General features: G+C 71.1%; 24 protein-coding genes. 11 read left to right on the forward strand and 13 right to left on the reverse strand.

The genetic code is table 11. From position 1 onward, the window contains the following. Positions 1 to 39 precede the first annotated feature (39 nt). The gene (gene bsaP, locus ACZ3II_RS14995; protein WP_465518205.1) at positions 40 to 207 is read right to left on the reverse strand and encodes a biotin synthase auxiliary protein BsaP; all 168 of its coding nucleotides are present in this window, start codon (positions 205 to 207) and stop codon (positions 40 to 42) included. Further along, positions 207 to 1,202 (reverse strand): biotin synthase BioB, encoded by a 996-nt coding sequence (gene bioB, locus ACZ3II_RS15000; RefSeq protein ID WP_465518206.1) that lies wholly within the window; start codon positions 1,200 to 1,202, stop codon positions 207 to 209. The genes bsaP and bioB overlap by 1 nt, the downstream gene beginning before the upstream one ends. A gap of 84 nt (positions 1,203 to 1,286) precedes the next feature. Here bioB and ACZ3II_RS15005 point away from each other — a divergent pair, with 84 nt between their 5' ends. The 4 genes from ACZ3II_RS15005 (at position 1,287) to ACZ3II_RS15020 (ending at position 5,225) form a co-directional block, all read left to right on the forward strand. Then, positions 1,287 to 2,420, forward strand: a complete 1,134-nt coding sequence (locus ACZ3II_RS15005) for an 8-amino-7-oxononanoate synthase (protein WP_465518207.1) — start codon at positions 1,287 to 1,289, stop codon at positions 2,418 to 2,420. Between the two features lie 578 nt (positions 2,421 to 2,998). Beyond that, positions 2,999 to 3,706 carry a dethiobiotin synthase gene (gene bioD / locus ACZ3II_RS15010; RefSeq protein WP_465518406.1) on the forward strand — a complete coding sequence of 236 codons (708 nt, stop codon included), beginning with the start codon at positions 2,999 to 3,001 and terminating at the stop codon, positions 3,704 to 3,706. Between the two features lie 56 nt (positions 3,707 to 3,762). Beyond that, positions 3,763 to 4,518 carry an ROK family protein gene (locus ACZ3II_RS15015; RefSeq protein WP_465518208.1) on the forward strand — a complete coding sequence of 252 codons (756 nt, stop codon included), beginning with the start codon at positions 3,763 to 3,765 and terminating at the stop codon, positions 4,516 to 4,518. Next, positions 4,515 to 5,225: an HAD family hydrolase gene (locus ACZ3II_RS15020; protein WP_465518209.1), complete on the forward strand. Its 711-nt coding sequence runs from the start codon at positions 4,515 to 4,517 to the stop codon at positions 5,223 to 5,225. Before ACZ3II_RS15015 ends, ACZ3II_RS15020 begins: the two co-directional genes overlap by 4 nt. Before the next feature lie 11 nt (positions 5,226 to 5,236). Here ACZ3II_RS15020 and ACZ3II_RS15025 read toward each other — a convergent pair whose 3' ends face one another. Continuing rightward, entirely contained in the window at positions 5,237 to 5,869 is a 633-nt protein-coding gene (locus tag ACZ3II_RS15025) for a class I SAM-dependent methyltransferase (RefSeq protein ID WP_465518210.1), read from the reverse strand. 82 nt (positions 5,870 to 5,951) lie between these two features. Here ACZ3II_RS15025 and ACZ3II_RS15030 point away from each other — a divergent pair, with 82 nt between their 5' ends. After that, the gene (locus tag ACZ3II_RS15030; protein WP_465518211.1) at positions 5,952 to 8,981 is read left to right on the forward strand and encodes a putative bifunctional diguanylate cyclase/phosphodiesterase; all 3,030 of its coding nucleotides are present in this window, start codon (positions 5,952 to 5,954) and stop codon (positions 8,979 to 8,981) included. Positions 8,982 to 8,991: 10 nt separating this feature from the next. Here ACZ3II_RS15030 and ACZ3II_RS15035 read toward each other — a convergent pair whose 3' ends face one another. The 3 genes from ACZ3II_RS15035 to ACZ3II_RS15045 all read right to left on the reverse strand — a co-directional run bounded on the left by ACZ3II_RS15035 (position 8,992) and on the right by ACZ3II_RS15045 (position 11,040). Next, positions 8,992 to 10,068, reverse strand: a complete 1,077-nt coding sequence (locus ACZ3II_RS15035; protein ID WP_465518212.1) for an NAD-dependent epimerase/dehydratase family protein — start codon at positions 10,066 to 10,068, stop codon at positions 8,992 to 8,994. Between the two features lie 235 nt (positions 10,069 to 10,303). Beyond that, positions 10,304 to 10,627 (reverse strand): hypothetical protein, encoded by a 324-nt coding sequence (locus ACZ3II_RS15040; RefSeq protein ID WP_465518213.1) that lies wholly within the window; start codon positions 10,625 to 10,627, stop codon positions 10,304 to 10,306. Between the two features lie 65 nt (positions 10,628 to 10,692). After that, positions 10,693 to 11,040 carry a histone-like nucleoid-structuring protein Lsr2 gene (locus ACZ3II_RS15045; RefSeq protein WP_043526407.1) on the reverse strand — a complete coding sequence of 116 codons (348 nt, stop codon included), beginning with the start codon at positions 11,038 to 11,040 and terminating at the stop codon, positions 10,693 to 10,695. A gap of 1,022 nt (positions 11,041 to 12,062) precedes the next feature. Between ACZ3II_RS15045 and ACZ3II_RS15050 the strand changes: the two genes are divergently transcribed. Beyond that, the gene (locus tag ACZ3II_RS15050) at positions 12,063 to 12,614 is read left to right on the forward strand and encodes a hypothetical protein (RefSeq protein ID WP_465518214.1); all 552 of its coding nucleotides are present in this window, start codon (positions 12,063 to 12,065) and stop codon (positions 12,612 to 12,614) included. Positions 12,615 to 13,517: 903 nt separating this feature from the next. Here ACZ3II_RS15050 and ACZ3II_RS15055 read toward each other — a convergent pair. Continuing rightward, positions 13,518 to 14,798: an IS256 family transposase gene (locus ACZ3II_RS15055; RefSeq protein ID WP_465518407.1), complete on the reverse strand. Its 1,281-nt coding sequence runs from the start codon at positions 14,796 to 14,798 to the stop codon at positions 13,518 to 13,520. Between the two features lie 95 nt (positions 14,799 to 14,893). Here ACZ3II_RS15055 and ACZ3II_RS15060 point away from each other — a divergent pair, with 95 nt between their 5' ends. Together ACZ3II_RS15060 and ACZ3II_RS15065 are read left to right on the forward strand one after the other, a co-directional pair. Next, entirely contained in the window at positions 14,894 to 15,685 is a 792-nt protein-coding gene (locus ACZ3II_RS15060) for a HipA family kinase (protein ID WP_465518215.1), read from the forward strand. Further along, the gene (locus ACZ3II_RS15065; protein ID WP_465518216.1) at positions 15,682 to 16,059 is read left to right on the forward strand and encodes a DUF3037 domain-containing protein; all 378 of its coding nucleotides are present in this window, start codon (positions 15,682 to 15,684) and stop codon (positions 16,057 to 16,059) included. The genes ACZ3II_RS15060 and ACZ3II_RS15065 overlap by 4 nt, the downstream gene beginning before the upstream one ends. 28 nt (positions 16,060 to 16,087) lie before the next feature. Here ACZ3II_RS15065 and ACZ3II_RS15070 read toward each other — a convergent pair whose 3' ends face one another. Together ACZ3II_RS15070 and ACZ3II_RS15075 are read right to left on the reverse strand one after the other, a co-directional pair. Continuing rightward, positions 16,088 to 17,014: a transglutaminase-like domain-containing protein gene (locus tag ACZ3II_RS15070; RefSeq protein ID WP_465518217.1), complete on the reverse strand. Its 927-nt coding sequence runs from the start codon at positions 17,012 to 17,014 to the stop codon at positions 16,088 to 16,090. Positions 17,015 to 17,018: 4 nt separating this feature from the next. Continuing rightward, entirely contained in the window at positions 17,019 to 17,849 is an 831-nt protein-coding gene (locus ACZ3II_RS15075) for a MerR family transcriptional regulator (protein WP_465518218.1), read from the reverse strand. Positions 17,850 to 17,904: 55 nt separating this feature from the next. Here ACZ3II_RS15075 and ACZ3II_RS15080 point away from each other — a divergent pair, with 55 nt between their 5' ends. Continuing rightward, positions 17,905 to 18,972 (forward strand): ATP-dependent DNA ligase, encoded by a 1,068-nt coding sequence (locus tag ACZ3II_RS15080; protein ID WP_465518219.1) that lies wholly within the window; start codon positions 17,905 to 17,907, stop codon positions 18,970 to 18,972. Positions 18,973 to 19,008: 36 nt separating this feature from the next. After that, a complete protein-coding gene (locus ACZ3II_RS15085; protein WP_465518220.1) occupies positions 19,009 to 20,583 on the forward strand; it encodes an alpha/beta hydrolase in 1,575 nt (524 codons plus the stop codon). Here the strand turns inward: ACZ3II_RS15085 and ACZ3II_RS15090 are convergent. Continuing rightward, positions 20,534 to 20,989 carry a potassium channel family protein gene (locus tag ACZ3II_RS15090; RefSeq protein ID WP_465518221.1) on the reverse strand — a complete coding sequence of 152 codons (456 nt, stop codon included), beginning with the start codon at positions 20,987 to 20,989 and terminating at the stop codon, positions 20,534 to 20,536. The genes ACZ3II_RS15085 and ACZ3II_RS15090 overlap by 50 nt on opposite strands. Before the next feature lie 56 nt (positions 20,990 to 21,045). On the opposite strand from ACZ3II_RS15090, the gene ACZ3II_RS15095 reads away from it, so the two are divergent. Further along, positions 21,046 to 21,501 (forward strand): GNAT family N-acetyltransferase, encoded by a 456-nt coding sequence (locus ACZ3II_RS15095; RefSeq protein WP_465518222.1) that lies wholly within the window; start codon positions 21,046 to 21,048, stop codon positions 21,499 to 21,501. Here the strand turns inward: ACZ3II_RS15095 and ligD are convergent. The 3 genes from ligD to ACZ3II_RS15110 all read right to left on the reverse strand — a co-directional run bounded on the left by ligD (position 21,490) and on the right by ACZ3II_RS15110 (position 23,721). Beyond that, positions 21,490 to 22,515, reverse strand: coding sequence for a non-homologous end-joining DNA ligase (gene ligD / locus ACZ3II_RS15100; RefSeq protein ID WP_465518223.1), 1,026 nt, complete (start codon positions 22,513 to 22,515; stop codon positions 21,490 to 21,492). The genes ACZ3II_RS15095 and ligD overlap by 12 nt on opposite strands. Positions 22,516 to 22,584: 69 nt before the next feature. Next, positions 22,585 to 23,142 carry an LPXTG cell wall anchor domain-containing protein gene (locus ACZ3II_RS15105; protein WP_465518224.1) on the reverse strand — a complete coding sequence of 186 codons (558 nt, stop codon included), beginning with the start codon at positions 23,140 to 23,142 and terminating at the stop codon, positions 22,585 to 22,587. 99 nt (positions 23,143 to 23,241) lie between these two features. Continuing rightward, positions 23,242 to 23,721 carry a hypothetical protein gene (locus ACZ3II_RS15110; RefSeq protein ID WP_465518225.1) on the reverse strand — a complete coding sequence of 160 codons (480 nt, stop codon included), beginning with the start codon at positions 23,719 to 23,721 and terminating at the stop codon, positions 23,242 to 23,244. Positions 23,722 to 23,741: the final 20 nt, after the last annotated feature.

Consider the following 23,741-nt stretch of genomic DNA (forward strand, 5'->3'; position numbering starts at 1 on the left):
GGCCGTCATGCACGCCCGAGATACACACACGGAAAGCCGCTAGCCTCGGCGTTCGCCGTGCTCCACGCAGGTGGCGGTCCACCCGGTCGGGACGACCTGCACCTTCATCCGGCGGCGGCAGTCGGCGCAGTAACGCGGCGGTTCGAGTCGCCGTGCCGCCACGCAGTCCGGGTGGGTGCCCGGCTCGCCACAGCGATCGCAGTACATCAGAAGGTTGCCGACAGGGACTTGACCGGCATCTTCAGGTCCTTCAGCAGCTCCAGGTCGGCGGTGGCCGGGCGGCCCAGCGTGGTCAGGTAATTGCCGACGATCATCGCGTTGATGCCGCCGAGCAGGCCGTCCCGGGTGCCCAGGTCGCCGAGGGTGATCTCGCGGCCGCCGGCGTACCGCAAAATGGTCCTCGGCATCGCCAGCCGGAAGGCGGCGATGGCGCGCAACGCGTCGCGGCCCTCCACCACCGGGCGGTCGCCGAACGGGGTGCCCGGCCGCGGGCTGAGGAAGTTCAGCGGGACCTCGTGCGGGTCCAGTTCGGCCAGTTGCGCGGCGAACTCGGCCCGCTGCTCCAGGGTCTCGCCCATGCCGAGGATGCCGCCGCAGCAGACCTCCATGCCGGACTCGCGGACCATGGTCAGCGTGTCCCAGCGCTCCTCCCACGAGTGGGTGGTCACCACGTTCGGGAAGTAGGAGCGGCAGGTCTCCAGATTGTGGTTGTACCGGTGCACGCCCATCTCGGCCAGCTCGTCGACCTGCGCCTGGCTGAGCATGCCGAGGCTGGCGGCGACCTGGATGTCGACCGCCTCCTTGATCGCCTTCACGCCGGCCCGCATCTGGTCCATCAGGCGCTGGTCCGGCCCACGGACCGCGGCGACGATGCAGAACTCGGTCGCGCCGGTCGCGGCGGTCTGCTTCGCGGCCTCCACCAGGGAGGGAATGTCGAGCCACACCGCCCGGACGGGGGATGCGAAAAGGCCCGACTGGGAGCAGAAATGACAGTCCTCGGGACAGCCACCGGTCTTCAGCGAGACGATGCCCTCGACCTCGACCTCCGGGCCGCACCACTTCATCCGGACGTCATGGGCCAGTTGCAGCAGCTCCGGCAGATCCTCGTCGGGGAGGCGAAGGACCTCCAGGATGTCCGCCTCGGCGAGATCGGCACCGTTGTCGAGCACCCGGGCACGGGCCCGGTCGAGGATCTCTGGCATGCCCGTACCCTACAGAGTTCCCAGCGCGGTAGGACTGTCAGAGCTGGGTGATAGTTTTCCGTTCCGGTGATCAATGGGGGTGTCTTGGCGGACTGGCTGGAGGAGATCGGCCGTCTGGCCCGTGAGCGGGCCAAGGCGGGGCTCACCCGTCAGTTGCGGCCGCGATCGGCCGACGACTCCGTCGTCGATCTCGCCGGAAACGACTATCTCGGTCTGTCCGATCACCCGCGGGTGGTCGACGCGGCACGGCAGGCGCTTGCGGCGTACGGGCTCGGCGCCACCGGCTCCCGCCTGGTCCGTGGATCGACCGACGCCCACGCCGCTCTCGAGGACGCCCTGGCCGGCTGGCTCGGCGCCGAGGCCGCGCTGGTCTTCTCCTCGGGCTACCTGGCCAACCTGGCCGTCGTCCGGGCCGTCGCCGGGGTCTGCGACCTGATCGTCTCGGACGCCTACAACCACGCGTCCCTGATCGACGGCTGCAAGATCGCCGGGCTGCCGGTCAAGGTCGCCCCGCACAACGACCCGGCCGCCGTCGCCGCCCTGCTGGACGCCCACCCCGGCCGGGCCGCCGTGATCACCGAGTCGGTCTTCTCCGTCGACGGCGACCTCGCCCCGCTCGCCGCCCTGCACGCGGTCACCACGGCCCGCGGCGCGCTGCTGATCGTCGACGACGCGCACGCGCTCGGCCTTCTCGGCCCGCAGGGTTCCGGCGGGGTCACGGCAGCCGGCCTGGCCGGGCGATCCGACGTGATCATCACGGCCACCCTGTCCAAGTCGCTCGGCGGCGCCGGCGGTGTGGTCGCCGGCCCGCAAGCGTTCATCGGCCACCTGGTCGACACCGGCCGCACCTTCATCTACGACACCGCGCCCCCGCCCGCCGTCGTCGCCGGGGTGCTCGCCGCCGTCGAGGTGGCCCGGGCCGCCGACGCCAGGCGGGACATCCTGTTCCGCCGCGGCCGGCTGATCGCCGCCCGGCTGCGGGACGCGGGCTTCCCGGCCCGCGATCCGGCCGCCGGGGTGCTGTCGGTGCCGGCGCCGGGACCCGAGGCCGCCGTGGCCTGGGCCGCCGACTGCCGGGACCGCGGGGTGGCGGTCGGCTGTTTCCGCCCACCGTCGACACCGGACGGCAGCTCACGCCTGCGGCTGACCGTCAACGCGGGCGTGGCCGAGGAGGCTTTCGCCCGAGCCCTGACCGTGATCCTGGAGTGCGCGCCATGACCGCCGATCCCCCGCACCTGTCCGTGGTTCCGCCACTCCCGCGCCCCGACGGCGGTCACGGGCTGCCGGACACGACGCCCACTCACGGCGACAGCGGCCGAAGACTGCCGGACCTGACACCCGTTCACCGCGACGGTGGTCGCACACTGCCCGACCTGACACCCGCTCACCGCGACGGTGGTCATGAACTGCCGGATCTGACGCCCGCTCGTCGTGGCGGCGGTCACGGGTTGCCGGACGTGGCACCGCGCGCGGTCGCCGCCCCGGAGCCGGACCCGTTGCAGGCGCACGGCGGGGGGCAGGCTGCGTCGCAGGCGCACGACGAAGACCAGACCCACGGCGAAGACCAGACGCACGACGGGGAGCAGGCGCGCGGCGAAGACCAGGAGCACGACGGAGAGCAGGCGGACGACGGGGAGCAGGCTCCGCCCGTACCCCCGCAGCCGGAAACCCCGCCCACGGCGGACCCGTCACCCGCCGGCGAGGCCCCGCCCACCGCCGACGCCTCGCCGGATCCCGGGGAGAGCCGCGAAGCCGAACCCGCCCGAACCACCGGCAACCCGGACGAATGGCACGGGATCGTGCTGGTCACCGGCACCGACACCGAGGTCGGCAAGACCATCGCCACCGCCGCGATGGCCGCCGCCGCCCAGGCCGCCGGACTCCGCGTCGCCGTGATCAAACCCGGTCAGACCGGCATCGCGACCGGTGCGCCCACCGACGCCGAGGTGGTCACCCGGCTGGCCGGCCCGGCGACCGTGCGGACCCTCGCCGAATACCCCGAGCCGCTCGCCCCGCTGGCCGCCGCGAAGGTGGCCGGGCTGCCCGCGCTGGACCTGTTCGACGTGGTCGACGCGGTCCGGGCGGAGGCCGCGAAACATGATCTGGTGCTGGTCGAGGGCGCCGGCGGGCTGCTGGTGCCGATGGGCCTGCGCCCGTCCGGCGACCCGTGGACGTTCGCCGACCTGGCCACCACGCTGGGCGCCAACATGATCGTGGTGGCGCGGGCCGGCCTCGGCACCCTGAACCACACCGCCCTGACGCTGGAGGCGCTGAACCGGCGCGCCGTCCCGGCCCGGGTGATCCTCGGCGCCTGGCCCGCCGAACCCGAGCTGGTCCACTGGGCCAACCTGGGCGAACTCGTCCCGCACCTGGTCGGCGCACTGCCCGCGGGCGCCGGTTCGATGGACCCGGGCGTGTTCCGGCGTTCGGCGCCGGGCTGGCTCACCCCGGCCCTGCACGGCGTGCTGGACAACTGGCGCGTGTGGGCGGAAGAGGCGGGATAGCGGGACACCCGGCACAATTACCGGCTGGGGAGGCGATCCACATGCACACTGGCCGAGTGGCTTTCACCCTGGCGATCGACTGTGGTGGTGGCGGGATCAAGGGTTCCGTCCTCGACGAGGCGGGGACCATGCGGGCCCAGCCGATCCGGGTGCCCACGCCCTATCCACTGCCGCCCGACCTGTTCGTGAAGACGCTGGTCAACCTGGGTGAGCAGCTGCCGAACGCGGACCGCGTCACGGTCGGCATGCCCGGGATGATCCGGCACGGGGTGGTGGTCGCCACTCCGCACTACGTGACTCGCAGCGGCCCGCGCACCAAGGTCGATCCGGAGCTGGTCGAGGCGTGGCACGGTTTCGACGCCCGGACCGCGCTGGCCGAGGCGTTCGGGCTGCCGACGCTGGTGCTCAACGACGCCGAGGTGCACGGCGCCGGGGTGGTCGCGGGCACCGGCTGCGAGCTGGTGCTGACCCTCGGGACCGGGCTGGGCTGTGCCCTCTTCGACGGTGGCGAGCTGGCCCCGCACCTGGAGATGTCGCAGGCGCCGGTGCGCTGGGGGATGTCCTACGACACGTACATCGGCGAGCACGAACGCCGCCGCCTCGGCGATGCGCTCTGGTCGCGCCGGGTCCGCAACGTGGTCGACGGCCTGCGCCCGGTGTTCCTGTGGGACCGGGTCTATCTGGGCGGCGGCAACTCCCGCCTGATCACCCCGGCCCAGCTGGCCCGGATGGGCGACGACGTGGTCGTGGTGCCGAACACCGCCGGCATCGTCGGTGGCGTCCGCGCCTGGACGCTGGGCCAGGTCCGGTGACGCCGGAGGCGGTCCTGCTGGACTTCGGCGGTGTCCTGGCCGACGCCCCGTTCCGCGCCGACCAGCCGGACCTCGTGCTGCGGCTGTACAACCTGATCGACGGCGCGCTCTCCCCCGGCCGCATCCAGCGGTCGCTGAAGGACGGCGCCGACGCCTACGCCCGCTGGCGTGACGAGGACTGGCCCGACGAACTGCCCCAGCTCGACGTCTGGGAACGCTTCGTGATCGGCGACTGGCCCCGGCTCGCCCAGGCGCGGGTGCGCGGCGCGATCCCCCGGCTCAGCTACGACTGGGCGCGGCGCGAGGGCTGGGCGCTGCGCCCCGGCATCCCGGAGTTCCTCACCGCCTGCGCCGGCCGCGGCATCCGTCTCGCCGTGGTGAGCAACACCCTGTCCGGCGCCGCCCACCGCGACTTCCTGGCGCACGCCGGCGTCGGTGACCTGTTCGCCGTGCAGGTCTACAGCGACGAGGCGGGCGTCCGCAAACCCAACCCGCAGATGATCTGGACCGCCACCGACGCCCTCGGCATCTCCCCCGCCGCCTGCTGGTTCGTCGGTGACAGCCGTCGCCGCGACATCGCCTGCGCCCGCCGCGCCGACATCGGCACCGCCATCCTGATGCCCTCGGGGCGCGCCGATTCCGGCGGAACCCAGGCCGAACCGGACGAGGTGGTCCCCGACGGTCACGGGCTGCTGGCCCTGCTCTGACCCCGTTCCGGTCAGGAGGCGGTGACCTGCCAGACCTTGGTACGGCGGATCGGCATGCTCTCCAGCTCCTCGACGACCGGCACGTCGTACACCGCCCGTTCGATCAGGCCGTCCGGCAGGTAGGCCCGGCCCGGGTCACCGACCAGCACCAGCGATCCACGGCCTGCCGCCCGGCGCAGGAACGGCAGGACCCGCCCGGCCATCTCCCGGCTGTAGAAGACGTCGCCGGCCAGCACCACCCCGTACCACTCGTCGCTGTCCAGCAGATCCGCCTCGACCGTCTCCACCCGCAGCTCGTTGGCCTCGGCGTTGGCCCGGGCCGCGGCCAGCGACAGCGGGTCGATGTCGTTGGCGACGACCGGATGCGCGCCGGCCCGGGCCGCGGCGACCGCCACGAGGCCGGATCCGGTGGCCAGGTCGAGGACGCTGCGCCCGGACACCAGGTCGGGGTCGTCGAGGATGTGCCGGGCCAGTGCCTGCCCGCCGGCCCAGGCGAACGCCCAGAACGGCGGCGGCTGCTCCGTCCCGGCCTCCTCGGTCGCCTCCCACAGGGCGATCGGGTCGCCGGCCTGGTGGAGCCGGACCTCGGGAACGAACGGAACCGGCGCCAGGACGGTGTGGGCCTGGACGAATTCAAGAAGCACGCCCCGATTGTGCCGTTGTCGCTCAGATCCCCGCCCACCGGGCCGAACAGTCACGACGGGAGCCCATCGGGAGGGAGCGCCGATGCCGACACGGTGGCCGGCAACCATCTTCGGCGCCTGGATGGTGGTGCTCGGCGTGGCCTTCGGGTTGCAGCCGGCGCTGCACGCCCCGATCCGGCTGGCCGCGGGCGTCTCCGCGGTGGTCGCGATCAGTCTGGGGCTCCGGCGGAGCAGGCCGGACGACGTACGTCCCTGGTGGGTCCTGGCCGGCGCCGTCGTCCTCTCCGCCACCGGTGGCGCGGCCGCGAACGCTCCGGCCCGGGTCGCCGACTGGTTGCTGTGGCTGAAACCGGGCGGGACCGCTCTGCTGCTGGTCGCGTACGCCGCCCTCGCCGTCGCCCTGGCCGGTTTCGTCGACCGGCGCACCAGCTCGTCCCGGGACCGCGCCGGGCTGCTCGACGCGCTCACCGTCACCTCCGGGGTGGCGCTGCTGATCTGGACGTTCGTGGTGGGCCCGCGGCTCGAGGGCTCGGTCGGCGCCGGCTGGACCGAGGTCGCCATGCCGGTCGCCGATCTGCTCTGCCTCGGGCTGCTGGTCCGGCTCGCGACCATGCCGGGCCGCCTGGTCGCGCCGGGTTACCTGCTCGGCGCCGGGGTGGTCGCGCTGCTCGCCGCCGACGTCGGCCGAGGGTCCGCGTTCGGGCATCTGGCCCTGTACGCGGCGGCCGGCATGGCGGCGCTGATCCCGTCGATGGCGGAGCTGACCCGCCCGGCCGAGGAGCCGGTCGCCGAGACCAGCAGCGCCCGGCTGGCCCTGCTCTGCGGGGCGGCCCTGGTAGCACCGACGGTGCTGCTGGTGAAGATGTTCCGGGACGGCCAGTTCGCCGGCCTGACCGTGGTGGCCGCGCTGAGCACGCTGATGGTGGCGCTGGTGCTGGCCCGGATGGCCGGGATCATGACGAGTCACCGGCAGGCGATGTCCCGGGAACGGGCGTTGCGCGAGGCGTCGGCGGCGCTGGTGTCGGCGAACGACAGCGAGGCCGTCGGCCTGGCGGTACGCACCGCTGTCGCTCAGCTCATCCCCGGCGACGTGCCGCACGGGGTGGTCCTCGCCATCGCGATCACCCAGTCGGAGCCGCAGGCCCCGGAGGCGGCGGTGCAGGCGGCGGTGGACCGCGCCACCGGCACCGCGGCCCGCCTGGTCCCGACCCGGGAGGTGGACTGGGCGGTCGCGGTACGCCTCACCCAGTTCACCAAGACGCTGCGCTGCCCGATGGTGCTCAAGGACCGGCCGGGCGGGGATCCGCTGGTCGGCGTGCTGCACGTGGCCGCGCCGACCTGGGCCCTGCTGGAGCTGCAACGCTCGGTGGAGGTGCTGGCCGGGCAGGTGGCGCTCGCGCTGGAACGGATCGCCCTCGGTCAGGAGGTGGCCCGGCGCAACAGCGAGACGTACTTCCGCACGCTGATCCAGAACACCGCCGACGTCATCACGATCATCGACGAGCAGGACCGGATCCGGTACGCCAGCCCGTCCGCGTTCGGTGTCTTCGGGGGTGACCCGACCGGGGCGCTGCTGCCCGAGGTGATCCACCCGGGGGAACGGGACCGGCTGGGCGAGGTGCTGGCCGCGGTCCGTGGCGGTCACGAGCTGGACCAGCTGCTCGACTTCCGGGCCCGCAGCCACCGGCAGGCCGAGGTGCTGCTGGAGCTGCACTGCCGGGACCTGCGCGCCGAACCGACGGTGGCCGGCCTGGTCATCACCATGCGGGACGTGACCGAGCAGCGCCGCCTGCAGAACGAGCTGACCCACCAGGCGTTCCACGACGCGATGACCGGGCTGGCGAACCGGGTGCTCTTCAACGACCGGCTGCGGCACGCGGCGGCCCGCAGCGCCCGGGACGGCTCGGTGATCGGGGTGCTCTTCATCGACCTCGACGACTTCAAGATCGTGAACGACACGCTCGGCCACGCCGTCGGCGACCAGCTGCTGATCGCGGTGGCGCACCGGATCGCCGGGGCGCTGCGGGCCGACGACACGGCGGCCCGGCTCGGCGGCGACGAGTTCGCCGCGCTGGTCGAGAACGTCAACGACCCCGGCGCCGTCGAGGAGACCGCCAACCGGATCTTCGCGGCCCTCGCCGAGCCGATCGTCACCGATGCCAAGCCGCTGTACGCGGCTGCCAGCATCGGCATCACCACCACCCCCGAGGGCAGCGACGCGGACGAGCTGCTGCGGCAGGCGGATCTTGCGTTGTACGTGGCCAAAGGCGCCGGCAAGAACCAGTGGCGCCGCTACCAGGCGCACCTGCACAACGAGATGGTGGAACGCCTGGAGCTGCGGTCCGCGCTCGACCACGCCGTCAACGAGGGTCACTTCCTGCTGCACTACCAGCCGATCGTGGACCTGCCCACCGGCGCGGCGGTCGGTTTCGAGGCGCTGGTCCGCTGGCACCATCCGAAGCGCGGGATCGTCACCCCGGACCAGTTCATCGAGGTGGCCGAGGAGAGCGGGCTGATCGTCCCGATGGGCCGCTGGGTGCTGGAGGAGGCGCTGCGCACCGTCGCCGAGTGGCGGCGCATCCTGCCGGCCGGTCAGGCCCCGTACGTCAGCGTCAACGTGTCGGTCCGCCAGTTCCGGGAGAGCGGCTTCGTCGAGCAGGTCCGGACGGCGCTCGCGCACACCGGGGTGCCGCCGCGGTCCCTGATCCTGGAGATCACCGAGACCCTGCTGGTCAAGGACGACGAGCGGATCTGGACCGACCTCGGCGCCCTGCGCGAGATGGGCATCCGGATCGCCATCGACGACTTCGGCACCGGGTACTCGTCACTCGGCTACCTGCGGCAGCGCCCCATCGACATCATCAAGATCGACAAGACCTTCATCGACGACATGGTCACCAGCCCGCAGCCGATGGCCCTGGTCAGCGGCATCGTCAGCCTGGCCCAGTCGCTGGGCTTGACGGTGGTCGCCGAGGGCATCGAGAGCGCGACGCACCGGGACGTGCTGGTGCGGCTGGGGTGCCCGCTCGGTCAGGGGTACCTGTTCTCCAGCCCGCTCGGCCCCACCGAGGTTCTGGCGTGGCTCCGCAGCCCGCACTCGATCGCCGTCTGACCCGAATCGGTCAGTAAGGATTCCCCGTGCCGGGGAGCCGGCCGCGCAGCAGGCCGCCGAACCGTCCCGGCTGCCCGGGGTCGTCCGCCATCGGCGGGCTGTCGGTGTGCGCGTGGTCGGCGATGCCGGTGAGCAGTTCGCGCAGCGCGCTGACGGCGTCGGTCCGCGGACGCCAGCCCAGTTCCGCGGCCGCCCGGTCACAGCTCATCAGCGGCGCCTTCAGCGCCAGCCGCACCCAACCGCGGTCCACCGGTTGCAGCCGCAGCTGCCAGGTCAGCGCGGCGGCGCCCTCCAGGAGAAGACCGGGGACCTTGAGGGGTACGCCGTGAAAAGCGCGCCCGACCAGCCCGGCGTCGAGCACGGGGCCGGCGGCGATGTTGAAGGCGCCCCGCACGTCGGCCCGGAGCGCGCTCAGGTAGGCCTCGGCGACGTCGTCGGCGTGCACCGCCTGCATCCGCAGCCCGGGGTGCGCGGGCACGACCGGGATCCGCCCGAACCGCAGCAGTCTCGCGGGCAGCAGCGGGCCGGCGAAGTAACGGGCGATCTCCGTCCCGGCGTCCCGCTGGAAGATCAGCCCCGGACGCAGCCGGACGATCCGCAGCGTCGGGTGATCGGATTCGATCTCGTCGAGCATGCGTTCGACGAGGGCTTTGTGCCGGCTGTAGGAGGACTCCGGGACGCCGGTGCGCAGCCATGTCTCGCGGACGAACGCCTGCTTCGGGCCGGGCGCGTAGACGCCGACCGAGGAGGCGTGCACCAAAGTGGGCACGCCGGCCCGGATCGCGGCCCGGAAGACCGAGCGGCTGCCCAGCACATTGGTCCGGTAGAGGCGGCGCTGGTCGTGGCTCGGCTGGATCTGCCAGGCCAGGTTGACCACGGCGTCGGCCCCGTCGAAGGCGGCGGCCAGGCGGTCGGGCGCGTCGTCCGCGCCCACGTCGACGGCATGCCAGGTGAGATCGGCGTACGGGCCGGTGGGGTCGGGGGTACGGCGGGAGACACCGACGATCTCGATGTCGGACTCGGTGTGGAGACGGCGCAGCAGGGCGGTGCCCACGTTGCCGCTGGCGCCCACGATCACTACACGCATGGTGCTGTGGAGTACCCCGGACGGCGGGTTTGAACCACTCATTGCCGTCTTAAGGAAGTCTTTACCGGGCTGGTCAGCGCGGCGGCATTTCCGGAGGGCGGCTATTTTCGCGCGGCCCGGCCGGCATAGAGCCGGCCGGTGACGAACGGCGGCGTATTCGCCGCCCGGCACTTTCCGGGAACGACCTGCCGGCGCCGCGCCCGTTCCACGGCGGCCGGGCCGGAACGGTGCGCGGTCAAGAAATCCGGGCCCGGCTTCCCGGCGTACCGAATCGTGGATCCCCCCGCAGCCCGAACTCGGCCGCCGGAAATCCCCCGCCGATGCGGATTTCACCGGCCACCGGGCCGATGTTCGCAATCGAGCCGGTCCGCTGCCCACGCAACAACCGGATCAGGGCCATCGGATTCAGCGCGACCATCGCCCTGACCCGCTCGCCGGGCGCGAGGAGCGACGCGGCGCCGCCGATCAGGGCGCCGGCCTCCCGCGCCACAGCCGGATCGCCGGCGTCGCCGACCATCGGCCGGGCAGTGCCCTCGGCCGCGGCGAACGCGCCGGTCACGGCCGTCGGCCGCGAGACCCACGGCGCCGCCCGGGCACTCCCGGACGGCGCCGATTCCCGTCGATCTAGCGCTTGTTGTGGTACGCCTCGACGACGTTACTGGGGATCCGGCCACGCTCGGACACCGGATAACCGTTCTTGTTGGCCCACTCGCGAATAGCCTGATTCTGGTCGCGGCTGGAACGGCTCGACGCCGCCGGAACGGCACGCCGGGCAGTGGTGGCGACGTTACCGTTACGGCCCAGCCGGGTGGCCGCGGAGAGGAACGGTTCCAAAGCTTTACGCAGCTTGCCGGCGTTCTTCTCGGACAGGTCGATCGTGTAGTTGACCCCGTCGAGACCGAATTCGACGGTACGGTCGGCGTCCCCACCGTCGAGGTCGTCGGTCAGCACGGTAATTATCTGCTTGGCCACGGTTGTTCGCTCCTACGCCATGTTCATTCGAGTGACGTCCGGGCGTGCGCGCGAAGTCGGGCCGCGAATGCTCGTCGTCGCATTCATTCTGTCGTCCACAAGGCGGCGAGTGCAAATTGCCCGTCTTGGCATGTCGCAATTGCCCGCACCGATCAGCGCCCAGGACCTTTTCAGGACCGTGAATGTACGGTAACGTCCGTCATGGGAGCGCTCCCAAAGCTCCGGGACCCGATGAGTCGCGCCGCGTTCACGCCGGCCGCTCTGGATTGGCTCCGCCCGGAGCGTAGGGGACTCCCGGCACCGGACGCCACCGGCTTCACCGCCGCCCCGATCCCGAGCCGCCTCGTCGCCGATGCTCCGGCGCCGGGGCGGTTCGCCGATTCCGGCTCCCATCCCGCGCCGCCCGGCCACGAATCCCCGACGTCACGGTCCACATTCCGCCACGGACCCCGACGTCACGGTCCACACTCCGCCACGGACCCCGACGTCACGGTCCACACTCCGCCACGGACCCCGACGTCACGGTCCGCCTGACCCGGGCAATGACCGGACCATCACAACAACCTCGGGAACCGCGCACTCCAGGCAACGCCCTCGCCTCACAAAACGACCGCGACCGGCACAAGCCTTCGCGATCACCCCCGCCGAGCCCCGTGCCTCACAGACAACGGCGACCACCACGGCCCCGCGCAATCAGCCCTCACCCGCCCAGCCGCGCACCTCACCAAGCGACCGGGCCATTCCGGCCACCGTGACCGACGTACCCACGCCCGGCCTCACCAAGCGACCGGGCCATTCCGGCCACCGTGACCGGCGCACCCACGCCCGGCCTCACCCCTCGCCGCGCCATGCCGCCCGGCGGAAAGGGCCACACCGCGTTCCAGGGACACGCCGCACCGCACCATCAGGAAGCACGCCCCGGTGGACTGTTGAGGAAGTCCCGGTTCGCCGTGGGCGAACCACCATGGCCGATCGCCGCGAAAGGTTGTAAGCATGTAATCAGGTAAGCAGAGGGAGATGACATGCGCGTCCGAATCGCTCCGCCCGGTGGGCGGACTGAGCCACCCAACGCCGACGACGCTGCCGCCTGGATCACCGGGGCGATCCCCGACGGATGGTTCACCGAGCAGCCCGAGATCATCATCGACCGCGACGAGATCATCATCTGGGGCCGGCTTCCCCGCCCCGACCTGGCCGCCGAGGCCACCGACGCTGATCTGGCCGCCAGTCAGGCCGGCCGGATCAGCCAGTTCCGGGAGGACACCCGTGACAGCCGGATCCGGGTCGCCCGTCAGGTCGAGCACCGCTATCAGCGCAAGGTCGCCTGGGGTGTCCGCTGCGGCGACACCTCGGAGCTCTTCACCCACCTGTCCGCACCCGTGATGACCCGCCTCCGCCAGCCCGAACGCCAGGTCCTCGACACACTCGTCGACGCCGGCGTGGCACGTTCCCGTTCCGAGGCGCTGGCCTGGTGCGTCAAGCTGGTCGGCCGGCACACCGAGGACTGGCTCACCGAACTCCGCACCGCCATGACCCACGTCGACGAACTCCGCCGCCGCGGCCCGGACGCCTGACCGCTTCACCCATCGAAACCCGCGACTGAACGCGAGCCATCACCGACCATTGCGGTGACCGTTCTGGCGTACGGCTGGCCGTGCCGGCCGTACGCCACAGCCGAAATCCGGACCACCCGCACCGTTGTGGGTGGTCCCAACGGCGCTACCGCGCCCGACAAGAGCCTTCGCAAACCCTCAGCGGTTTGAGAAGGCCGCGCAGCTCACCCGCCGCAAGCTCAGACGGCGAACCTGCGGAACAACTTCTTCCCCGGTCACGTCCGCATCCGCAATCTCTCGACAGGAGTTGCGGCAGTGAGACGCACTGGGGCCGGTGCGTCCGACTGAACGGACGGTGGGCGGACAAATCCCCATAGAAGTAAGTACATGAGCGACGATCTCAAACTTCGATCTTGGGCGTTGCGCCCCGGCCTCCCGAATCCAAGATCGGCCAGTCTCGCGATCTTGGATTCGGAGCACCGGCTTTCCGGAGCGAGACGCACAATTTCGACCGCCATACCGATCTTGTGCGCTCCACTCCGATACCGCATCCACAAGATCGGACACGGGCCTCGCTCCGGACCCGCACGCCCCGAGCATCCTGCCCTCTCCGCTGGACGAGGACTTGCCACTCCCCAGATTCGAATCGCGCGCACCTCCGTCCATGATCACAGGGGGTGCGAGCCACTCAGCCGAATGGGCGCTCAACGAGAGATCGGTCGGCCCGCCTGCATCCGCGGCATGGCGGCCGAGGGCTGCCGGCGATCAAAGCGCCGAGCAAAGACCGAGAAGAAGCCGACAAGCCCAAAGGACCAGGGCGGACCTCGACGACCGAACCCGACGCCCAGGACGGTCAAATCTCACCCGGAAGCACGGAACGACCCCGCCAGGGTCCGTACCAAGATCGGTGTTTCCGGCTCTCGGTTAGTAGGTCTCGGCGGCCGGCCAGCGGTCACCGAAGGTGATGGCGAAGGCGTTCAGCACCGGCTTCCAGCGCATCGTCCACCGAGCGCGGCCGGTCCCTGTCGGGTCCAGGCTGCGGGTTACAAGATACAGACACTTCAACGCGGCCTGCTCACTCGGGAAATGTCCACGAGCACGCACGGCCCGCCGGTAGCGGGCGTTCAACGACTCGATAGCATTCGTGGAACAGATGACCGTTCTGATCTCGACGTCGTAGTCCAAAAAAGGAATGAACTCGTTCCAAGCGTTACGCCACAGCCGGATCATCGCCCGATATTTCGTACCCCATTTCTCGTCCAGTTCGTCCAGGGCGGCCGCCGCCGCGTCCGCGTTCACGGCCGTGTAGATCGGCCGAATGTCCCGCTTGATCGCGTCCGCGTCTGCCCGAGATGTCAGCCGGAACGTATTCCTGATCAAGTGGATGATGCAGGTCTGCACGATGGCTTGCGGCCAGACCGCCTCGACGCTGTCCGGCAGCCCTTTCAAGCCGTCGCAAACGACGAAGAACACATCGGCCACGCCCCGGTTCTTCAGATCGACCAGGACGCTGAGCCAGAACTTGGCGCCCTCACCGCCGGCGCCCGCCCACAGGCCCAGGACGTCCTTACGGCCGTCCACGGTGACACCGATGGCGGCGTAGATGGGCCGGTTCGCGACCTGGCCGTCCCTGACCTTGATGACGATCGCGTCGATGAACACGGCCGCGTACACGCGGTCGAGCGGCCGTGACGACCATTCGGTCATCTCCGCGACGACTTTGTCGGTGATCCGTGAAACGGTCTCCTTCGACACCGACGCACCGTAGATCTCGGCGAAGTGCGCGGATATCTCTCCGGTCGTCATGCCTTTCGCATACAACGACAGCACGATCTCGTCGACCTCGGTCAACCGTCGCTGCCGTTTCTTGACGATCTGCGGCTCGAAAGTGCCTTCCCGATCCCGGGGCACATCGATCCTGACTTCCCCGGCGGCATCCGAGATCACCGTCTTACCGCGACTGCCGTTACGCACATTTGTTGTCTCACGACCCGGATCGGCCTGGTTCTTCTCATGGCCGAGGTGTTCGGTCATCTCCTCGTTCAATGCCGTCTCGAGAACGTTCTTGGTGAACAGCTTGAGTAGTCCGTTCGGGCCGGTCAGCTCCAGCCCGCGAGCCTTGGCCTCGGCCACCATCGCCGCCGCGGCAGCCTGCTCCGGCGACAGCTGCCGCCCGTCACCCTCGATCTTCTTCCGTGGACTCACAACATTCGATGTCATCACTCACAGTGCCCATCCCGCCAGACCCCAGCCCGGCGTGTCGGGCCGGAAACACCGCTCCTGGCACAGTCCCCCCCGCCATGACCGGATGCCCCAGTGGATGGCCCCGGTTCCCGGGAGCGGGGATCAAGGTCCGTAGGGTTGGTGGCGTGCTTCGTGAAGTGACCGCAATCCGGTATGTCACGCCCCTCCGGGAAGGTGGGTCGCTGCCTGGCGTTGTCGAGGCCGACGATCTCGGGACCTATGTGGTGAAGTTCCGCGGGGCCGGTCAAGGCCCTCGCGCTCTCGTCGCTGAGGTGATCGCCGGGGAGCTGGCGCGGCGGCTGGGGCTGCCGGTGCCGGAGCTGGCCCGGGTGGAGCTGGATCCGGTGGTGGCGCGGGCCGAGCCGGACGAGGAGGTCCAGGAGCTGATCAAGGCCAGTGCCGGGGGCAACCTCGGGATGGATTTCCTGCCGGGGGCGCTGGGTTACGACCCGGTGGCGCATCCTGTCGGGGCGGGGCTGGCGAGCCGGGTGCTGGCGTTCGACGCGTTCGTGGAGAACGTGGATCGCAGCTGGCGGAACCCGAACCTGCTGATCTGGCACGGCGGCCTGTGGCTGATCGACCATGGTGCGACGCTGTATTTCCACCACAACTGGGCGCGGGCCGAGAACGTGGTGCACCGCCCGTACCAGTGGGACGATCACGTGCTCAAACCGTATGCCACCGAGGTCGCCGTGGAAGGGCCGCGGCTGGCGGCCAGGATCACGCCGGAACTGCTGGCCGAGGCGATCGGGCTGGTGCCGGGCGAGTGGCTGGAGGACGGCGACCGCGACGCCTATCTGAACCACCTGTCGCGGCGGGCCGAGCAGCCGGAGGCGTGGCTGCCGTGACAGCGAAACTCACCCCCTACGAGTACGCGATCATCCAGGCCGTGCCCCGGATCGAACGTGGCGAGCTGATCAATGTCGGCGTGCTTCTGTACAGTCAGCGGCACGATTTCCTGTCGGCGCTGACACACCTGGACGCGGCGCGGCTGCGGGCGCTGGACCCGGCCGCCGACGTGGACGGGATCCGGGCGGCGCTGGATGCCTGGGACCGGACCTGCTCCGGCGGCGGCGCGGCGGAACAGATGCGGCTGGGTGAACGGTTCCGTTGGCTGGTGGCGCCGCGCAGCACGATCCTGCGGGCCGGACCGGTCCACATGGGCCTCGCCACCGACCCGGACGCCGAGCTGCGCAGGCTCGTGGCCCTGCTGGTCCACTGAGAGGACCGGCACACCACCACAAAGGTGATCAGGGACAAAGCGGCAGTGGGGCGCGCAGGTCCACGTCGAAGCGAACACCCCGCGGCGAGTAGCAGGTGATGACGTTGCCGGGCCGCACGCGAGGGTCGGACGAATACCGGTCGGCCAGTTTTCGTTCGGCGGCCTGATCGCCCGCGTCCGCGTCGAGGAGCAGGGTGGCGATCTCGTCGATCAGGGCCACGTCGACGGACTCCCACGGCAGGGCCGACCAGGCCTCCTCGATGGACCGGCCGCCCAAGCCCGCGAGGACGGTGGCGGGCTCGCCCCAGAAGTCCCAGAGGAGCAGCTCGTCGCCTTGGCGGTGGGCGAGCTCGGACAGCACGTATTGCGCGATCATCAGAGGGCCGCGGATCGGCAGGGCCGGGTCGACCCCATACGTCGACGGGTCGTCGTCGCCTAGCCGGAACGCCCGCCACGACTGGGCCGCCGTGCGCAGGCCGCCCGGCCCGAGGGGCACGTCGGCCACGTCGACCGGGTGGCCGGCGGCCGGGTCGAGCTGGGAGTCGGTGGCGATCCAGCGGGTGCCGTCGTGGAACTCCGTGACGACGTGGTCGGTGTGGAAGCCCTCGTGGAAGTAGTCGGCGAAGCCGATCCGGCTGCGGGCGGCGATCCCCTTGGCCCGCAGCGCCGCGACGGTCAGCAGGGTGAAGTCGCGGCAGCAGCCGACGATCCGGTCCCCGGCCGGGCGTGGAGCGTCGAGCGGCTCGCCGGGCGGGAGGGTGCCGAGCATCGTCTCCACCCAGCGGCTGTCGATCTCGGCGAGCCGGTGCGGCGGGATGTCGAGGCCGGAGGCGCGGTAGTGCACGACGGTGTTGCGGACGACGGCGCTGATCCCGGCCACGTCGCCGGGCAGGGCGGTGAGCCGGTCGCGGTGGCGGCCGGGGTCGGAGAAGCGGGTCTGTCGGGTGTAGTCCATCGGCTCATCCCTCGAACGGTTGGGCGACGTGGGTGAACGGGTCGGCTCCGGTGAGCCGGTCCCAGCTGTCCAGATAGATCTCGCGGGGTGGCGCGGTGCGGATCAGGCCGGCGGCCCGGACGTGCGCCTCGACCGCCTCGTAGGCCTGGGTGATCCGGGGATAGAAGCAGTCGTCGCGGGTGACCTCGGCATAGGCCACCAGGCGTTCCGGCTCCAGCCGGATGGTCAGCCGCCCGGCCGGCTCGACCGTCCCGGTGAACGGCACGCAGACCTCGATGGGCGCCTCGCCGTCGGGCGTCACCTGGCCGTGATAGATCGTCCAGTGCTCGCCGGTGACGACGGCCCCCTGCTCCTCCAGGTGACGGCGGATCTCCCACTCGGCGGCGCCCATGGCCGGGACGAGCCCCTGCTGGTCGGTCTCGAGATGCAGGGTCGCGAGCTTGCGGAACGGCTGCAGGACGGTATGCACGGGATAGACCCGCTCGGGCTCGTCGCCGTGCGCGAGCCGGGTGCGCAGCCATCGATAGCCGTCGCGGCGGCCGGTGATCGCGACCTCCTCGGTGGACCACCACCGGTCGAGCCGGGTGACCGCCTCCGCGTCGGGCAGGTCGATCACCTCGGCGATCGTGGCGAGGGGCATGCCGAGCCGCCGCAGCAGGCTGATCCGAGCGGCCCGATCGAGCTGGGCGGGGGCGTAGCGCCGATAGCCGCTGAGATCCACCTCGGCCGGTGGGAGCAGGCCGGACGCCTCGTAGAGCCGCAGCGCCTTGATGGAGAGCCCGGTGCGCCGCCCGAACTCTCCGATGGTCATGGAGTGGTTTCCCCGTACCGCCATGGGTTTGATGGTGAGGTCTGCCCCAGGGGACGAGTAAAGAGGGCAGACTGATCGGATGCAGCTCCCGCTGAACCCGCCGGTCAAGCCGATGCTCGCCAAACCCGTCGCGGACATCCCGCCCGGCCAGATCTATGAGCCCAAATGGGACGGATTCCGGTCGATCGTCTTCCGGGACGGCGACGAGGTGGAGATCGGCAGCCGCAACGAGAAGCCGATGACCCGCTACTTCCCGGAAGTGGTGGAGGCCGTCCTGGCGAACTTCCCGGAGCGGGCGGTGATCGACGGCGAGGTGATCGTCGCCGACACCGGGCGGAACACGCTCGACTTCGAGGCGCTCCAGCAGCGCATCCATCCCGCGGCCAGCCGGGTGAAGCTGCTGTCCGAGCAGACGCCGGCCGGTTTCGTCGCGTTCGATCTGCTCGCGCTCGGCGACGAGGACCTGACCGGGCTGCCGTTCCACAAGCGACGCGAGATGCTGGTGAAGGCCCTGGAGAACGCCAAGCCTCCGGTGTACGTGACCCCGGCGACCGACGATCTCGAGACGGCCCGCCGGTGGTTCGCCGAGTTCGAGGGCGCCGGTCTGGACGGCTTGATCGCCAAGGGCCGGGATCTGACCTATCAGCCGGACAAGCGGGTGATGTCGAAGGTCAAGCACAAGCGGACCGCGGACTGTGTGGTCGCCGGCTACCGGGTGCACAAGTCCGCGGAGAACCGGATCGGCTCCCTGCTGCTCGGCCTGTACGACGAGCGGAACGTCCTGGTCAGCGTGGGGGTGATCGGCTCGTTCCCGATGAAGGTGCGGGAGGAGCTGTTCGCGGAGCTGCAGCCGCTGGTCACCACGTTCGAGGAGCACCCGTGGAACTGGGCGGCCCACGAGCAGGGCGAGCGGACCCCGCGCAAGAACGAGGTGAGCCGGTGGAACGCGGGCAAGGACCTGTCGTTCGTCCCGTTGCGCCCGGAGCGGGTGGTCGAGGTCCGCTATGACTACATGGAGGGCGTCCGGTTCCGGCACACCGCCCAGTTCGAACGGTGGCGTCCCGACCGGGAACCGCCGACCTGCACGTACGAGCAGCTGGAGCGCCCGGTCCGGTTCGATCTCGCCGAGGTGCTGACCAGCCGTTGAGGGGCGCCGCGGGAGGGACCGGATAGGGTTCGGGGCGTGGATCGTCGCTCGCGCCTGGCCGTCGCCCTTCTGACCGTGCTGGTCCTGGCCACCGCAGCGGGGTGCACGCTGCCCTCGTTCGCGCCGGAGGGCTCCTCGGAGCCGGCCGTCCCGGGCGCCGCCGCGCCGAGCGCCGGCACAGGCCCGGGCACGAAGTGGCGGGCGTGCCCCGAGGTCCCCCGGGATCTGGTGGGCACCGCCGCCTCGACCATGACGTACGAGTGCGCCACCGTCCAGGTGCCCCGGGACTGGGCGGCCCCGGCGAGCGGGGAGACGTACGACATCGCGCTTCTCCGCATCCGGCCGAAGAAGCAGAGGCCGGCGGACCGGATTGGGTCGTTGCTGCTGAACCCGGGCGGGCCCGGCGGCTCCGGGATCGACCTCGCGGTCTACCTGTCGTTCGGCCCGCAGCAGGGCGGGTTGCCCACCGAGATCACCGATCGGTTCGACATCGTCGGGTTCGACCCGCGCGGGGTGAGCCGGTCCAGCCCGGTGAAGTGCATCAGCGCCAAGGACCAGGACGCCAGTTTCGCCGCCACCCCCGATCCGGCCGGTCAGGCCGAGTTCGACGCGGCCGTCGCGCTGAGCAGGAAGGTGGCCGCCGAGTGCGCCGGGAAGTACGGGAAGCGCCTGCCCACCTTCTCCACCGAGCAGGCCGCCCGTGACCTGGACGCGCTGCGCGCAGCGGTCGGCGACGAGAAACTGACCTACCTCGGCTATTCGTACGGGACTCTGCTCGGCGCCACCTACGCCCAGCTGTTCCCGAAGAACGTGCGCGCCCTGGTGCTGGACGGCGCCGTCGACCCGACCGAGAGTTTCGTGTCCGGCTCGGAGCAGCAGGCGAAGGGCTTCGAGCGGGCCTTCACCAACTTCACGAACTGGTGCGCGCGGAACGCGGCGAAATGCCCGATCGCGCCGGACGCCCGGGGCGCGGTGACCGACGCGCTGGCCAAGGCGAAGGTGTCACCGGTGATCGGCGCGGACGGGCGGGCGGTGACCGACGGCTGGGTGTTCGTGGGGCTGATCTCGTCGCTGTACACCGAGGACGGCTGGTCGGACCTGGCCGAGGCGATCGCCGGTCTCCAGCAGGGCGACGCGGAGGGCATCCTGCAGCTCGCCGATCAGTACGCGGAACGCGAACCGGACGGCTCCTACTCCAACATGTTCGACGCGAACCTGGCGGTGAACTGCGCGGACACCGGCAAGACGCCGACCGCCGAGGAGGTGCGGCGGCTGCAGGCCGAGTGGCGCGCGAAGTACCCGCTGTTCGGCGCGGCGCTGGCGGTCGGGATGCTGCCGTGCGTGTTCTGGGCGGGGCAGCGCGACCCGTACCCCGCGGGCAAGGCCACCGGCGCGCCGGACCTGCTGGTGGTGGGCACCACCGGGGACCCCGCGACGCCGTACGAGAACACCGCGGACCTGGCGAACATGCTGGGTGTCGGCCACGTGCTGACCTGGGAGGGCGAGGGGCACACCGCGTACCCGGCGACGTCCTGCATCCGCGACGCGGTGGACGGTTACCTCATCGATCTGAAGCTGCCGCGGGAGGGTCTGCGATGCCCGGCGAAGTGATGCCCTGACGGGCCGCCATCTCCTCCAGCAGCGCCCGGGTGATCCGCAGGTTGTTCTTGAGCTCCTCCTGCTCCTCGTGCCGGAACGCGTCGGTGTCGACGATCAGCTTGCTGGCGAAGTGCGCGGTGATCAGCGGGATCACCAGCAGGACCATCGCCGAGATGAGGATCCCGGCCATCAGGCGGGCGGGCCATTCCGTCGGTGAGATGTCGCCGTACCCGACGGTGGACGCGGTGACCACAGCCCACCAGATCGAGTCGCCGAGAGACTTGCCCTCGAAGTGGTGATAGAGAAGGCCACAGATCACGATCAGAATTGCGTACGCGATGAGCAGTTTCTTCGGTGAGTTGGCCAGCCAGACGAGCCCGCGGTACAGCATCCGGGGCAGGATGAGCAGCGCATTCATGTGGTCATGGTGCCCGAGGCGACCGGCTCGCGGCAGCCCGTGACAGGCTTTGCGTCATGAAGATCCGCATCGCCACCCGCGCCGACGTTCCCGCCATCCTCCACCTGCTCGCCGACGACGACGTCAGCCGGGCGCGCGGCTTCGGCGCGGTGCCGGCGGAGGTCGAGCCGGGGATCTGGGCGGCGTTCGAGGCGATCGACGCCGACGACCGCAACGAGCTGATCGTGGCGGAGGCGGACGGCGAGGTGATCGGGACGTGCCAGCTCACCTTCATCCCCGGACTGAGCCGGGGCGGCGCCACGCGCATGCTGATCGAGGCCGTGCGGATCCGCTCGGACCAGCGCGGCCGGGGTCTCGGCGGCGACCTGATCCGGTGGACGGTCGAGCGCGCCCGAGCCCGCGGCTGCGCGATGGCGCAGCTGACCACGGACAAGCGGCGCACGGACGCGCACCGGTTCTACGCGAAGCTCGGCTTCGAGGCGTCTCACGAGGGCATGAAGCTAGCCCTGTGATCTGAGGTCGCGGTCCTTGGACGGCTGCACCCGCTTGGGCTCGCCGGGCATCTTCGGGTGGTCCGGCGGGTAGGGCAGGTCGGCGAGGCCGTCGCGTTCGTCGCGGGCGACCCACTCCAGCAGCGGGGTGAGGTCGTGGGCCACGTCGTCGATGCCGGCGTGCGGGTCGCCGGCGGCGGCGAAGCGGCCCGGCATGGTCCGCAGGTCGAAGTCGTCGGGTTCGGCGGACGCCAGCTCGTCCCAGGTGACCGGCGCGGAGACGGTGGCCCGGGCGTTGGCGCGCAGCGAGTAGGCGCAGGCGATGGTCCGGTCCCGGGCCATCTGGTTGTAGTCGAGGAAGACCCGCTCGCCGCGCTCCTCCTTCCACCAGGAGGTGGTGATGCCGGACGGGTTGCGCCGTTCCACCTCGCGGGCCAGCGCGATCGCGGCCCGCCGCACGTCGACGAACGACCAGCGGGGTTCGATGCGCACGTAGACGTGCACGCCCCGGCCGCCGGAGGTCTTCGGGTAGCCGGTCCAGCCGAGTTCGGCGAGGACCTCGCGGACCACGCCGGCGGTGGCGACCACGTCGGCGAAGCCGGTGCCCGGCTGCGGGTCGAGGTCGATGCGCAGCTCGTCGGGGGAGTCCGGAGCGGTGGCGCGGACCGGCCAGGGGTGGAAGACCACGGTGCCCATCTGGGCGGCCCAGGCGACGTGGGCGAGGTCGGCGGGGCTGAGCTCGTCCGCCGTACGCATGCTCGGGAACGTGATCGTCGCTGTTTTGATCCAGTCCGGGACACCGCGGGTGGGGATCCGTTTCTGGAAGAACATCTCCCCTTCGATCCCGTCGGGGAAGCGCTGCAACGTGGTGGGACGGTCGCGCAGAGCACGCAGGATGCCGTCGCCGACGGAGCGGTAGTACTCGAAGACGTCGCGCTTGGTGAACCCGCGGGCCGGGAAGACGACCTTGTCGGGGCTGCTCAGGCGCACGGTGTGACCGGCGATCTCGTGCTCTTCCGCGGCGGCTTTCGGCATGTCCTCGAGCCTATGTCCCGGTACGCCGCGAGGCCGCCCGGCAAACCGGACGGCCTCGGAAAGTGTGGATCAGGCGTTGCGGCGGCGGCGCGTGTAGAGCACCGCCGCGGCGCCGCCGGCCACCAGCAGGCCGCCAACGGCCAGGGTGCCGCCGAGCGCGTCGCCGGTCAGCGGCAGCGTCTCGCCGGAGCTGACGCCCGCGCCGCCGGTGGTGGCGCCGGGGACCGGGGTGACGGTCTCCGCGTTGACGCCGCCGGGCGTGCCCTGGGTGACGGTGCCGGTCGGCTGGCTCGGCGTCGCGCTGGGGGTCTCGCTCGGCGACTCGCCGCCGTAACCGGGCTTGCCCCGGGTGGGCGTGGTGACGGTGGTCGCCGGGGCGCCGCCGGCGGGCGGGGTGGTGGCCACCGCGGCCGGTGCGCCGGGCGCCTCGGGGGCTTCCTGGACGTTGCCGTAACCGGCGTTGCCGCGCTGATCACCCGGGTCCGGGCTGGGCGTGATGATCGCGTGACCGGCCTTCGCGGCGAGGTCAGCGGCGGCCGCGGCGGGCGCGCCGCCGAGGGCCAGGGCGACAAGGACGGTGGCACCGACCGTGGGAAGGCCAGCGGCCAGCCGACGCGAGAAGCTCATGAGGAGTATCCGTTCTGTTGCTGAAGGTACGGTTCCATGGTCGCACGAGAGCTTAACGGTAATTGCCCGGTTTACCCGAAAAAAGCCCTCGGCGGGTCTTCAGCCCGGAAGACCACCGAAACGGTGACTACGCCACAAATGAGACAAAGCGAACACCTTCAGCTCGAACTGCGGGTCGGCCGCGAAGAACTCTCCGCTGTACGGGGCGTGCAACTGCACGCTGACGCCGGAATCCAGGTACACCGAGACCACGTTGCGGCTGCCCCGCCGCTCCGCCCGCAGGTCCACCACCCGGCTCCAGGGCGCCACACCCTCTTCGAAGACCGAGGAGGTACGGATCCCGCCCGCGCCCACCTCGACCCCGGTCCGCCGCCCGGCCGCCAGCCCGGCCACGGCCCCGATCAGCAGCGACCCGAGCACCAGCGCCGCCCACATCCACCCCGGCGGCCCGGAGCCGAACAGCGCGATGATCACCGCCAGCCCGACACTCGCCACGGCGCCGAGGACACCGAGGTAGAGACCGTGGCCGAAGGCCTGCTGCGGGGTCGGCCGGAACGTCGCCGGGGATGCACCTTCCATGACCCCTCAACGGGGGGCGC

The sequence above is a fragment of the Actinoplanes sp. NPDC019969 genome (assembly GCF_055562375.1).

Coding starts and splice junctions, on each gene's coding strand:
- ACZ3II_RS15110 (WP_465518225.1), bottom strand. CDS start 23,721: ATGGAAGGTGCATCCCCGGCGACGTTCCGGCCGACCCCGCAGCAGGCC.
- ACZ3II_RS15050 (WP_465518214.1), top strand. CDS start 12,063: ATGCGCGTCCGAATCGCTCCGCCCGGTGGGCGGACTGAGCCACCCAAC.
- ACZ3II_RS15030 (WP_465518211.1), top strand. CDS start 5,952: ATGCCGACACGGTGGCCGGCAACCATCTTCGGCGCCTGGATGGTGGTG.
- ACZ3II_RS15060 (WP_465518215.1), top strand. CDS start 14,894: ATGACCGGATGCCCCAGTGGATGGCCCCGGTTCCCGGGAGCGGGGATC.
- ACZ3II_RS15090 (WP_465518221.1), bottom strand. CDS start 20,989: ATGAATGCGCTGCTCATCCTGCCCCGGATGCTGTACCGCGGGCTCGTC.
- bioB (WP_465518206.1), bottom strand. CDS start 1,202: ATGCCAGAGATCCTCGACCGGGCCCGTGCCCGGGTGCTCGACAACGGT.
- ACZ3II_RS15105 (WP_465518224.1), bottom strand. CDS start 23,142: ATGAGCTTCTCGCGTCGGCTGGCCGCTGGCCTTCCCACGGTCGGTGCC.
- ACZ3II_RS15080 (WP_465518219.1), top strand. CDS start 17,905: ATGCAGCTCCCGCTGAACCCGCCGGTCAAGCCGATGCTCGCCAAACCC.
- ACZ3II_RS15095 (WP_465518222.1), top strand. CDS start 21,046: ATGAAGATCCGCATCGCCACCCGCGCCGACGTTCCCGCCATCCTCCAC.
- ligD (WP_465518223.1), bottom strand. CDS start 22,515: ATGCCGAAAGCCGCCGCGGAAGAGCACGAGATCGCCGGTCACACCGTG.
- ACZ3II_RS15075 (WP_465518218.1), bottom strand. CDS start 17,849: ATGGCGGTACGGGGAAACCACTCCATGACCATCGGAGAGTTCGGGCGG.
- bsaP (WP_465518205.1), bottom strand. CDS start 207: ATGTACTGCGATCGCTGTGGCGAGCCGGGCACCCACCCGGACTGCGTG.
- ACZ3II_RS15035 (WP_465518212.1), bottom strand. CDS start 10,068: ATGCGTGTAGTGATCGTGGGCGCCAGCGGCAACGTGGGCACCGCCCTG.
- ACZ3II_RS15070 (WP_465518217.1), bottom strand. CDS start 17,014: ATGGACTACACCCGACAGACCCGCTTCTCCGACCCCGGCCGCCACCGC.